We start from the raw sequence: 12,132 nt of genomic DNA, 5'->3' as shown, positions 1-12,132 counted from the left end.
TGCAGCCCTGCCCGGCGGCGGACTGCTATCCAGCTCACGCGGAGGCCGACGGCAGAGGGACTGTAAAAACAACGGTGTAACTCCGATCAAGGGAGTAGCACCTGATGACGATCACGACCGATGCGGTGGACACTGCCGCTGTGCCCGGTGACGAGAAGGCCAAGCGGCCGCGTACGAAGACGACGCCAGGGGGTGTCGACCCGGCGCTGGTGTCACAGCTGGTGACCCAGGCTCGTGAGCAGGGGCTGCAGCTGTCCGGTGAGGGTGGGCTGCTGCAGCAGCTGACGAAGATCGTGCTGGAGTCGGCCCTCGATGGTGAGATCACCGACCACCTCGGCTACGACAAACACGACCAGGCCGGCGCGAACTCCGGCAACTCCCGCAACGGCAACCGGTCCAAGACGGTGCTCACCGATGTCGGGCCGGTGCAGATCGACGTGCCACGCGATCGAGCGGGCTCGTTCGAACCGGCCATCGTCAAGAAGCGTCAGCGCAGGTTGTCCGGGGTGGAGGACCTGGTGCTGTCGCTGTCGGCGAAGGGCCTGACCACCGGCGAGATCTCCGCGCATCTGGCCGAGGTCTACGGCGCCGAGGTCTCCCGCCAGACGATCTCCACCATCACCGACAAGGTGATGGACGGTATGACCGAGTGGCAGAACCGGCCCCTCGATCCGGTCTACCCGGTGGTCTTCCTCGACGCCATCAACGTCAAGATCAGGGACGGGAAGGTCGCCAACCGGCCGATCTACGTCGCTCTCGCGGTCACCGCCGACGGCCACCGAGACATCCTCGGCCTGTGGGCCGGCGACGGCGGGGAGGGCGCCAAGTTCTGGCTGCAGATCTGCACCGAACTGAAGAACCGGGGCGTCGACGACGTGCTCATGGCCGTCTGTGACGGACTGACCGGCCTGCCGGATGCCATCGGAGAGGTCTGGCCCCGCACCGTGGTCCAGACCTGCGTGGTGCACCTGCTCAGGAACTCGTTCCGCTACGCGGCCCGCCAGCACTGGGACGCGATTGCCAAGGCACTCAAACCGGTCTACACCGCACCGACCGAGGCCGCCGCTACCGAACGATTCCTCGAGTTCGCCGAGGCATGGAGCAGCCGCTACCCGGCGATCGTGAAGCTGTGGGAGAACGCCTGGGCCGAGTTCGTGCCGTTCCTGGCCTTCGACGCCGAGATCCGCCGGATCATCTGCTCCACCAACGCCATCGAAAGCGTCAACGCCCGCATCCGCCGCGCCGTCCGCGCCCGCGGACACTTCCCCAACGAGCAAGCCGCCCTCAAGTGCGTCTACCTCGCGGTGATGAGCCTCGACCCGACCGGGCAAGGCCGCAAACGCTGGGCCACCCGCTGGAAGAGCGCACTCAACGCCTTCGACATCACCTTCGACGGACGCCTGTCCGCCGGCCGCAAGTAGAAGATCAACCAACCCCAGTTACACCGTTAACTTGACAGACCCACAGGGCAGCGGTCACCGGCCCGGACACCCGTCACCCCGAGGCGAACCGGCGCGACCTTCGTCGCTACTGGTCGGCGTACGGGATCAGCGCGATCGGCAGCGGCGTCGGCGCCGGCGCGCTTCCGCTGGTCGCGATCCTCGTGCTGCACGCCACAGACTGGCAGGTGTCGCTGCTTGCGGCGCTGGCCGGCCTGGCCGGTGTCGCGGTCACCCTGCCACTGGCGACGTGGATCGAGTTCCGCCCCAAACGACCGGCCATGATCAGCGCCGACCTGGCCCGCTTTGCCGCCCTGGCCAGCGTGCCGGCCGCGGCGGCGGCCGGTGCGCTCACCTACGCTCACCTGTGCGCGGTGGCCGTCGTGCAGACCGCCGCAACGATCGTGTCGCTGGCGGCCAGCAACAGCTACCTCAAGACCCTTACCGCAGTCGACCAGCGGGCCACGATGAACAGCCGGTTGGAGAGCACCACCTGGACCGCGAGTACCCTCGGGCCGCCAGTCGGTGGGCTGCTGGTGTCCTGGACCGGCCCACTCGCCTCGGTCCTGGCAGACGCCGCCAGTTTCCTGCTCTCCGCCTTCGGCTGGCGGCGGATCCGCCACCGCGAACCGCCACCACCCCAGCCGCCGAAGGACCGGCGATGGCTGACCGAGACCGTCGGCGGCTGGCGGTACATCCTCACCCGTCCGCCACTGCGGATGCTGTTCGCCAACGCGATGCTCTTCGGCGGCTGCATCACGGCCTCCACCCCGCTGATCGCCGTCTACCTGCTGCGCGACCTGCACTTCACGCCCCTGCAGTACGGGCTCGCCCTCGGCCTGCCCTGCGCCGCTGGAATCCTCGGCTCGCTACTCGCCCCGACGATCATCCGTCGCGCCGGCCTGACCCGCACCCTGCTGATCGCCGGGGCAGCCCGCTGCCTGTGGATGGGCCCGATCCTGCTCGCACCCGGCACCACCGGCGGACTCGTCCTGATCATCGCCGCCGACGGGGCACTGCTGCTGTGCGCCGGCGTGTTCAACCCGGCGTTCGCCACCTACCGGATGAACGTCACCACCGACACCCACCTGTCCCGCGTCGTCGGCGCCTGGGCCATGACCAACAAACTCGTCCAACCCGTCTTCATCGCCGCAGCTGGACTCCTCGCCGCCGCAGCCGGAATCCGCACCGCCATCGTGGTCCTCGCCACCCTGCTACTCGCCACCGCAGCCCTGCTGCCCTGGACCGCTGTACACCACCCCACCGACACCAGTCCAGGCCCCCGGCCGCTCGAGCAATAGCACAGCAGTTGGCCTACCGAGCAGGTGTCCCCGAGCGAGGCGAATTAGGACCGGCAGCGGATGGATGGTCTTGATAGCGCGTCGAACAACCCAACGCAGCGATGGCCGGGTACGGCTGCCCAAGCGCGGTATCAATCGCCCCTCAGACACAAACCATTTCCAACGGTGCGAGGCAAGCCCACACGTTACGCATGCTCTGCCTGATGTTCTGCTGCATCGGACCGGCGTTCAGCGCCCCATGGCTACCTCGCCGGCACACACGGTGAACCCGTTCGAACTGTGATCCTCGGTCACGAGGAGGATGCGGACCGTATGCTTGATCGACTAGCCTCTACTGGCTGTGGGGGCAATGGCTGACGATCCTCGGCTCCAGGCGGAGCAGCGCGCCCGGGTCTTGATCGACCGGCAGCTTCGAGATGCCGGCTGGGTCGTGCAAGACCGATCCGAGATCAACCTCTTCGTGGGCACGGGTGTGGCCGTTCGTGAGGCCATCATGGCGAAGGGCCATGGTCGGGTCGACTACCTGCTGTATGTCGACCAGCGGGTAGTCGGCGTGATTGAGGCCAAGCCGGAAGGGACGCCGTTGTCGGGAGTGGAGTGGCAGTCAGCCATGTACGCCGAGGGCCTGCCGCCCGCGGTGCGGCTGAAGGCGCTGACCCGCGACGGGCGGCTGCCGTTCGTGTTCGAGGCCAGCGGCTCGGAGACCCACTTCACCAACGGCTACGACCCGCAGCCCCGGGCCCGGCGGATCTTCGCCTTTCCGCAGCCCGGCGCCTTGCCTGCGTTCCGCAGCTCGGCGTCGATATAGGCGGCGGATCTGGGCTGTGAGCTGGGCAAACAGCGGTGGGCCCGGTGACGGGGCGTGTCACTAGGCGGCTGTGTTGTCGCAGGTCAGGCGGTTGCGGGTGTGGCGTCGAAGATCCGGGGCGGCTCGGCGATCTTCAGCTTGGTGAGCAGGGCCTTCTGGGGTTGGGACAGCTCGGTGCGCTGGGCGAACGTGCCGGCGGGGCCGGTGAACACGCCCAGGTGCAGCCGGTCGATCTCGGTGCGGATCGCGGTCCAGGTGCGGCCGGTCTCGGTCTCGGCGACCCGGATCAGCAGCAGGGCCAGCCAGCAGAGCAGGATGTGAGCGCGGATGCGGTCCTCGCGGCGGTGGAACACCGGGCGCAGGTCGAGGGTGGTCTTCATGTCGCGCCAGCCGCGTTCGACTTCGAGGAGCTGCTTGTAGCCCAGGGCGATGTCCTCGGCCGACAGTGTCGGGTCGGAGCAGCGCAGCAGGTACTTGCCGTCCAGGCGCTGTTCGGCCTTGACCTTGGCCTGGTCGAGGCGCAGCAGGCCCTTGGGGGTGACGCGCAGGAACCGGTTCAGGCCGGGCTTGGTGGAGATCACGCCGCGTAGCTCGGCGCGTTTGGTGGCCGGCAGCCGGTCGGTGTCGTCGATCAGGTCCGTGAGCTGGGCGATCAGCCGTTGGCGGACAGCGGCGTCCCGGTCGGCGGCCTCGGGGTTGTAGCAGATGACGAACCGGTCGTCGGTGTCGATGTTGACTTCCTTGACCTGCAGGTTCTCCGCGACGGTGGCGTAGCGGCCCTGCCGGGCGAGCGCAGCGTCGGCTTCGCTGGTGCCGGCACGCAGCTTCTCACCCAGGATGTAGTGCCCGCCGCCCTGTTGCAGGAAGCGGCGGTTCTCGGCGGAGGCGAAGCCGCGGTCGGCGACCCAGACGACGCGAGCCAGGCTCCACTCGCGCATGTCGGTCTTGACCTGCCGGATCAGGGCGGAGTCGCTGGTGTTGCCGGGCCAGCACCACACCCGCACGGGAATGCCGGTGCGGGTGACGGCCATCCCGACCACGACCTGGGGCAGGTCGTCGCGGGAGTCCTTGCTCTTGCCATGGGTGCGGAACCCTGCCTGCTTGACCGCCGCCGGATCGTCCTCGGCCACGACCCGGCCCTGCTGGTCACGCCACAGCGGTTCGTCGGCCTCATCGAGTTCGAAGTAGGTGCTGGTGGTGTCGAAGAACAACAGGTCGACCTCAAGGTTGAGCAGGTCGGCGATCTGGTCGTAGACCCCGCGGGTCAACGCGGGCTCGACCTCGATCAACTGGTCCATCGCCCGGTAGCAGGTGTCGTCGGTGACGTGCGGCAGGTCGGGCAGGTACACGTCCTGGCAGACCCAGTCGGCGGCGGCCAGCTTGCTCGACGGGGCCAGGGCCCGGTTGGCGACCAGCGCGAACAGCACCCGTTCGACGTCGACCTCCCGGCGGGACGAGCCGACCAGCGGCCGCAGGACGGTGTCGATGCGCAGCCGGCGCCACAACCCGTCGAGCAGCCACGCCCCGCCCAGCGAACGGGACTCCACAAACGACAGGCCGGCCGGCGCGGCCGCGGCCAGGGCGTCGGCCGGGGCGAGCAACCGCGACAACGCGTCGACCAAGCGGCGGATACCGGCCACGTCGAGCTGGTCTTCGCGGCCGAACGAGTACAACACCCGGGTCTTGGACGCCTTCGCGGCCGGGTCCCACTCGTTGTGAGCCAGTTGCAGGTAGCGGATCGTCTGCCCGTCGCGGGTCTTGCGGGTCGACGCTTTCACGTACACGAGGCACGACCGTACACCGACTATGAGACCAGCAACAGATCAGCAGCTCAACAAAGTTATCCACAGGCAGGCGTGTCACTAGGCGTTTTCGCCGTTCCCGCCAGGCCGCAACGCCCTGAACTGCACCTTCACACCGCGACGCCGACTATATCGACGCTGAGCTGCGGAACGCAGGCCTTGGCGAGGATCGTCCGTGGTGCGGAGGCCGATCCGAAACGGCCGACGTGGCGGGCGAAGGTTCGTCACCTGCCACCGCTGAACGTCGCTCCACTTCGGCCGGCGCAGATCACCGCGATTGAGGGTGTGGAGCGCTCGCTGGCCGAGCAGCGGTTCGATCGGTCATTGGTGCAGATGGCCACTGGTGCGGGTAAGACCTACACGGCGGTGACCGAGTGCTACCGGCTGCTCAAGCACGGCGGGTTCACCCGAGTACTGTTTTTGGTCGACCGCAACAACCTGGCCGACCAGACCCTGGCCGAGTTCCAGAACTACCGCACCCCGGACGACGGGCGGCGGTTCACCGAGCTGTACAACGTCGACAAGCTCACCAGCGCCGGCATGCTCGGCAGCTCCAGCGTGGTGATCTCCACGATCCAGCGGGTCTACAAGGTCCTCGCTGGCGACACCGCTCCCGAGGGCGACGACCCGGGTCTCGACGGGTATGTGCCTGACGCCCCGGTCAGCGTCGTCTACAGCGCGGGGATGCCGCCGGAGACGTTCGACCTGGTGATCGTGGACGAGGCGCACCGCTCGATCTACGGGGTGTGGCGTGGGGTGCTGGAGTACTTCGACGCGCACATCGTCGGCCTGACCGCCACCCCCGGCAAGCAGACCTTCGGGTTCTTCCGGCAGAACCTGGTGTCGGAGTACACCTACCCGCAGTCGGTGGCCGACAACGTCAACGTCGACTTCGACCTGTACCGCATCAAGACCCAAATCAGCAGCCAAGGCTCGAAGATCGACGCCGGCACTGTTGTGCCGAAGGTCGACCGCCGCACCCGCGTCCAACGCCTGGAAACCCTCGACGAGGACCTGGAGTACACCCACAAGCAACTCGACCGGGCAGTCACCGCCACCTCGCAGATCCGCCTGGTGCTGGAAACGTTCCGGGACAAGCTGTTCACCGAGATCTTCCCCGACCGGCACACCGTCCCCAAGACACTGATCTTCTGCAAGGACGACGCCCACGCCGAGGAGGTCGTCACCACCGTCCGCGAGGTGTTCGGCAAGGGCAACGACTTCGCCGCGAAGATCACCTACAGCGCCCGCGACCCCAAGGGCCAACTCCAGGCGTTCCGCACCTCGGCGAGTCTGCGCATCGCGGTCACCGTCGACATGATCGCCACCGGCACCGACGTCAAGCCACTGGAATGCGTGTTCTTCATGCGCGACGTGCGCTCCGCGGCGTACTTCGAACAGATGAAGGGCCGCGGCGCCCGCACCATCGCCGCCGCCGACTTCCAGGCCGTCACCCCCGACGCCACCCAGAAGACCCGGTTCGTCATCGTCGACGTCATCGGTGTCACCGAACACGACTTCGTCGACCCACCCCTGAACCGGGACAAGGGCATCTCGCTCAAGCAGTTGCTCGACAAGGCCGCCACCCTCACCCTCACCGAGGCCGAAACCGCCACCCTCGCCTCCCGCCTGGCCGCACTGGAACTGCAACTCACGCCCGACGAGCGCACGGAACTCGACGCCGTCGCCGGTGGCTCGGTCCGCGGCATCGTCCGCGGCCTGGTCGACGCCGTCGACCCCGACACTCAAGCCCGCGCCATTGCCGGCGCCGCAGATCCCGAAGCCGCCGTCCAAGACCTGCTCGACACCGCGGTACGCCCTGTCGCAGCGAACCCGCAGCTACGGCAGCGGATTCTGGAGCTACGTCGTACCCACGACCGGATCATCGACGAGGTCAGCGTCGACGTGCTCGAAGACGCCTACGGAGTGGTCGACACCTCCCGCGCCCGGTCGATAGTCGAGTCCTGGCGGGCGTATCTGGACGAGCACCGCGACGAGATCACCGCGATCCAGCTACTGATGGAGGCGCGTGAGCGGCGGATAGCGTTTGCCGACATCAAGGAGCTCGCCGAACGCATCCAGCGGCCACCCCGCAACTGGACCATCGACCTCATCTGGGCCGCCCACCAAGCGATCGAAGCGGGCCGTGTCCGGCACAGTGACCGGCACACCCTCACCGACCTGGTGTCGCTGATCCGGTACACCATCGGGCAAGATAACGAACTCGTGCCCTACGCGGAGAAGGTCCGCGAGCGGTACGCAGGCTGGCTCCGTCAGCAAGAGCAGGCCGGAGCGACGTTCACCGAGACGGAGAGGTGGTGGCTGGACCGCATGGCCGAAGTGATCGCAGTCTCGGCGGGCATCAACCCCGACGACCTGGACAACACCCCCTTCACCGAACGCGGCGGAATCGACGGCGCCATCCGCGACCTCGGCCCCAGCATCGCCGCCCTCATCGACCAGCTCAACACGGAGCTAACCGCGTGACGAACCTGCCTCCCGGATGGCGCTGGGCGACAGTTGGCGAGGTAGGCCGTATAGACCTTGGACGTCAGCGGCACCCCAACTGGCACACCGGCCCAGAAATGCGCCCCTACCTCCGGGTCGCCAATGTTTTCGAAGACCGGATCGACACGTCGGACCTGAAGGAGATGGACTTCTCGGGCGTCTTCGAGCGGTACAAGCTGAAACCTGGAGATGTTCTACTGAACGAAGGCCAGAGCCCAGAACTCCTTGGCAGGCCCGCCATCTACCGCGGTAGCCCCGAGAACGTAGCCTTCACCAACACGCTGCTCAGGTTCCGCGCCGGCCCGCATGTCCTACCTGAATGGGCACTGATCGTATTCCGTCGGCACATGCACGCCCGGCGATTCGCCCGCGAGGCGCGAATCACCACGAACATCGCCCACCTGTCTGCAAGCCGTCTCAAATCTGTCGAATTTCCTGTGCCACCGCTCGATGAGCAGCGACGGATTGTCAATCTCATCGAAGACCACCTCTCTCGCCTCGACGCGGCTGAACGCCTGCAATCCACGGGAAGGCGAAAGCTCGTCGCCCTGCGTCGCTCGGCGCTGACGACGGTGCTTCAGCCCGCCGATCGGCAGATGGTGCCGCTACGGCACTTGGTAGAGCGGATCGAGGCAGGGAAGTCTTTTGGTGGTGCGAGTGGCCCTGCGGCTCCGGAGCAGTGGGGGATCATCAAGGTAAGTGCGATGACGTGGGGAGAATTTCGGCCGGACGAGAATAAGGCCATCCCGGCATCGGCCGCTAATCCCCAGTATGAGATTCGTCAGGGTGACCTGCTCGTGAGTCGAGCCAACACTACTGACTATGTCGGGGCCTCTGTGCTGGTCGGACGTAAGCATTCAGGGCCACTCCATGACGTAGCCGTTGGTGGCAGTGTGTGATGGGTGGTGGCGGTCGTTGCTCGTGGTGGGTTAGCCGGGTGCCCAGGCGGGTGGTGTCCAGGGTCGGCCGAGGATGGCGTCGCGGATGGCGGTCATGACATCCGCGCCGTGTTTGGTCACTGTGGAGACGTAACCGCGGATGGCGTAGCGGTGTTCGGTGACCTTCTCGCTGGTGAGCCGTCCGGAGATCTTCTGCTGGGTCTTCGCGGGCCGTAGGTCGCGTTCGGCCTGGTTCGACGTGGGTGGGATGCGCAGGTCGGTGGTGAATCGCAGGATGTCGGCTTCTCGGTCGTGGAGGTCTTCCAGCAGTGCCCGGTGTTTCGGCTGTTTACGGCCGTCCACCCGGGCGACCTCCTTGAGCCCGATCCGCACGCCGTGCCGGTAGGCGTCGATCAGCGGGCCGGCGATGTGTTCGCCGATCGCGGGCAGGTTCTGTGCGCGGGCGAGGTTCGCGGCGTGGACGAGTCCCTGTAGCGCCTGGCGGATCTGGATCGGCCAGTGCGCGTCGGGGTAGGTCTCGGCGGCGTCCTGACAGTCGCGGATCAGGTGGGCTACGCAGAGTTGGTGGACCAGGTGGGCGAAGATCTTCGCGTCGTAGTTCTGGTAACGGTCGTGCACGACCACCCCGGTCAGGTCCGGCAGGACGAACACCTTGAACGTGTCGAGGCTGCGGTCACCGAGCAGGTACCAGGTGTAGAGGCGGGTGCAGGCGACCAGAAGGTACTTCTTGACCTTGCGGGCACCGACCCGGATCGGGGTCTCGTCGCAGGAGACCACATGCGCGAGGGCGATCAGCGTGCGGATGATCCGGTTCGACTCGGCCACCCCCGCCGCGGCCCGGCCGATCAACGCGTGGACGAACCCGTCCGACGGACGCGAGCCGGTCAACGCGGCGACCAGGTCAGCGCACCGGGCCACCGGAATCGCGTGCACCACCATCAGATAGACGCACCACGCCTGAAGATTCGGCCCGTACGAGACGCCTGCGTCCGGCACCCCCTCGGGGCGGGCCGCCACGTGCATCGCCCCGCACCCGCAGCGCACCGCGTGCCGATCATGCTGGGTGACCGTCGCCGTCATCGCCGGCACATCGACCTGCTGATGCGAGGCGTAAACCCCCAGATCAGCCGCCGATGCCAGATCCGATCCGCATCCACACGGCCCGCCCGGAAAATGATCCACAATGCCGTCCGGAAACGGTGACCAGGACAGCTGCGCACCCGGCGCACCCCGCTGCTTACCCCGCGACCGCTTACCAGCACCGGCTGCCGGCACCGGCGTGGACACCTCCGCCGGCGGCGTCCGTCCCGGATCATCATCCTTCGACGGCGGCATCCCCGAGTTCCCACTGTTACGCGACACCAGGCGTTCCAACCGCGCGACCCGATCAGTCAACTCCCGGTTCGCCTGGGTCAACTGTTCCACCTGAACGATCAGCCGTCGCGTGAGTCCGATCAACTCCTCGCGCGACAACTCCTCCAAGCCCGGCACCCACCGATCACAACACATCGATCGCACCCGGCCGCGCATCGACACACCGTCAAGATCGACCCAGCCCGTCAATCACAGACAGCCACTCACGGCCACCACCCGGAGTGGCCCTGAATGTTTACGGTCGGACGTGTGCGTCCGAGGCTGCTGCTAAGCGACAAGTGACGTGATCCGAAAAATCCGGACTCGAACCAAATGCAATCTATCATGCGACTTGACGATTAGCAAACCATTCATCGAGAACTTCGGCCGGCGGTCTATAGCCAAGGCCGGAATGCAACCGACGCCGGTTGTAGAAGCCCTCGATGAACCGGATGATCTCGCGGCGTGCGTCAGCCCGGGTAGCGAACACACGATGATGTACCCACTCGGTCTTCAGTTTCCCGAAGAACGACTCGGCCATGGCATTATCGAAACAGATGCCGGTCCGCCCGACTGATTGCCGAATCTCGTGTCGGGCAAGCGTGGCCGCGAAGTCGCCGGACGTGTACTGGCTGCCGCGATCGGAATGAAAAACAGCCCCGTCCGGCAGCGGAACACGCCGCGCTGCCATGTCCACGGCAGCGCACACCAAAGAAGCCGGGTAACGCTCGTCGACCGCCCACCCGATAACACTCTTCGAATAGCAATCGATAACCGAAGCCAGATACAACGGCCCCTCGCCGGTATCGATCTGGGTGATGTCGCCGACCATCTTCACGCCCGGCACCGTCGCGGTGAAGTCCCGGCCGACCAGGTCCGGGATCGGCCCCGCAGCACGGTCCGGCACGGTCAGCCCTCGCCGCCGCTTCACCTGCACCGGCACCAGCCCCTTCGCTCCCATCAGCCGCCGCACCAGGTCATCGTCGACCTCGACCCCACCGCGGACGAGCTCGGCGTGCACACGCCGATACCCGTACGTGCGGCCCGAGCCGATAAACACGGCTTCGATCATCGCGGTCAACTCCACACGACGTCGCTCTCCGGCCGACGGCGGCCGATCCAGCCATTCGTAGAAACCGGACCGGGAAACACCGACCAGGCGGCACATCATCGTCACGTCGAAGGCAGCCTTCTCCGCAGCGACAAGCGCGTAACGCTCGCTTATCGTTGTTCTCTCGCGAAGAAGGCCGCAGCTTTTTTCAAGAAAGCGTTCTCCTGCTCCAGCTCACGGATACGCCGTTCCATCTCCGCGACCCTCGCCCGATCGATCGCATCCCGCGTCTCGTCGGTCTGCCCAGGATTACGCTTCTTCTCGGCGATCACCCAGTTCCGGACTGTCTCGGCGACCAGACCGAAATCACGCGCAACCTCAGCATAGGTACGCCGACCCTCGACCACCGAACGCACCGCTTCTGCCCGCAACTCAGGCGAATACTTCGCAGGTTTCTTGCTCACGTACTGTTCCTCCCGGACTCCTCGTCACCCTACTTGGGGACGTGTCCGGAGTTCTCGGGTCACCTCACGGTGTCTGACGCGCGGCGGTTGGTCGACAAGCTGTGGTCGTACTGCAACGTGCTGCGCGACGACGGAGTCGGCACGATCGAATACACCGAGCAGCTCACCTACCTGCTGTTCCTGAAGATGGCACACGAGCGCGAGACCCGGCCGCTGAAGCCGGAGCGGATCGTACCGGCACACTGCTCTTGGCAGCGGCTGCTGGACGCCGAGGGCGACGACCTGGAGATCACCTACCGGCACATCCTCGAAGACCTGGCCCGTCAGCCTGGCACGCTCGGCACGATCTACCGGAAGGCGCAGAACCGCATCCAGGACCCGGCCAAGCTGAAGCGGCTGATCGTTGACCTGATCGACAAGGAGAACTGGCCTCCCCGAGTCAGAGGCGATTTGACTGATCGAGGGCGATAAACGAAAGGTGCTCCTGACCTGCAAGGATTTGGGTGT

General features: G+C 66.4%; 9 protein-coding genes and 1 pseudogene. 6 read left to right on the top strand and 4 right to left on the bottom strand.

Going from position 1 to position 12,132, the window contains the following annotated elements; genetic code table 11:
• Window positions 1–104: 104 nt before the first annotated feature.
• From ID554_RS07525 to ID554_RS07515, 3 genes and pseudogenes are all read left to right on the top strand, one after another.
• Window positions 105–1,421, top strand: coding sequence for an IS256 family transposase (locus ID554_RS07525; protein WP_191088637.1), 1,317 nt, complete (start codon window positions 105–107; stop codon window positions 1,419–1,421).
• A 122-nt stretch (window positions 1,422–1,543) separates the two neighbouring features.
• Window positions 1,544–2,740, top strand: a pseudogene (locus ID554_RS07520) (MFS transporter); the annotation flags it as partial.
• Window positions 2,741–3,089: 349 nt separating this feature from the next.
• A complete protein-coding gene (locus tag ID554_RS07515; protein ID WP_199489333.1) occupies window positions 3,090–3,548 on the top strand; it encodes a hypothetical protein in 459 nt (152 codons plus the stop codon).
• An 83-nt stretch (window positions 3,549–3,631) separates the two neighbouring features.
• Here the strand turns inward: ID554_RS07515 and ID554_RS07510 are convergent, their stop codons facing one another.
• Window positions 3,632–5,332, bottom strand: coding sequence for an IS1634 family transposase (locus ID554_RS07510; protein WP_117231419.1), 1,701 nt, complete (start codon window positions 5,330–5,332; stop codon window positions 3,632–3,634).
• Between the two features lie 177 nt (window positions 5,333–5,509).
• Between ID554_RS07510 and ID554_RS07505 the strand changes: the two genes are divergently transcribed.
• Together ID554_RS07505 and ID554_RS07500 are read left to right on the top strand one after the other, a co-directional pair.
• Window positions 5,510–7,837, top strand: a complete 2,328-nt coding sequence (locus ID554_RS07505; protein WP_223884474.1) for a type I restriction endonuclease subunit R — start codon at window positions 5,510–5,512, stop codon at window positions 7,835–7,837.
• Window positions 7,834–8,757: a restriction endonuclease subunit S gene (locus ID554_RS07500; protein WP_199489326.1), complete on the top strand. Its 924-nt coding sequence runs from the start codon at window positions 7,834–7,836 to the stop codon at window positions 8,755–8,757. The genes ID554_RS07505 and ID554_RS07500 overlap by 4 nt, the downstream gene beginning before the upstream one ends.
• Window positions 8,758–8,787: 30 nt before the next feature.
• Here ID554_RS07500 and tnpC read toward each other — a convergent pair whose 3' ends face one another.
• The 3 genes from tnpC to ID554_RS07485 all read right to left on the bottom strand — a co-directional run bounded on the left by tnpC (window position 8,788) and on the right by ID554_RS07485 (window position 11,625).
• A complete protein-coding gene (tnpC, locus tag ID554_RS07495) occupies window positions 8,788–10,248 on the bottom strand; it encodes an IS66 family transposase (protein ID WP_117231431.1) in 1,461 nt (486 codons plus the stop codon).
• 205 nt (window positions 10,249–10,453) lie between these two features.
• Entirely contained in the window at window positions 10,454–11,335 is an 882-nt protein-coding gene (locus tag ID554_RS07490) for an IS3 family transposase (RefSeq protein WP_191088873.1), read from the bottom strand.
• Window positions 11,332–11,625 (bottom strand): transposase, encoded by a 294-nt coding sequence (locus ID554_RS07485; protein WP_191088698.1) that lies wholly within the window; start codon window positions 11,623–11,625, stop codon window positions 11,332–11,334. Before ID554_RS07485 ends, ID554_RS07490 begins: the two co-directional genes overlap by 4 nt.
• Before the next feature lie 69 nt (window positions 11,626–11,694).
• On the opposite strand from ID554_RS07485, the gene ID554_RS07480 reads away from it, so the two are divergent.
• Complete coding sequence (locus ID554_RS07480; RefSeq protein ID WP_223884473.1) at window positions 11,695–12,096, top strand: type I restriction-modification system subunit M N-terminal domain-containing protein; 402 nt, start codon at window positions 11,695–11,697, stop codon at window positions 12,094–12,096.
• Window positions 12,097–12,132 lie beyond the last annotated feature (36 nt).

It is taken from the genome of Micromonospora craniellae, from assembly GCF_014764405.1.
GTDB lineage: Bacteria > Actinomycetota > Actinomycetes > Mycobacteriales > Micromonosporaceae > Micromonospora > Micromonospora craniellae.
This window is presented reverse-complemented; position numbering and strand designations above follow the sequence as displayed.

Excerpts from the sequence above, each read along its gene's own strand:
- ID554_RS07525 (WP_191088637.1), top strand. The coding sequence starts at position 105 with ATGACGATCACGACCGATGCGGTGGACACTGCCGCTGTGCCCGGTGAC.
- ID554_RS07515 (WP_199489333.1), top strand. The coding sequence starts at position 3,090 with ATGGCTGACGATCCTCGGCTCCAGGCGGAGCAGCGCGCCCGGGTCTTG.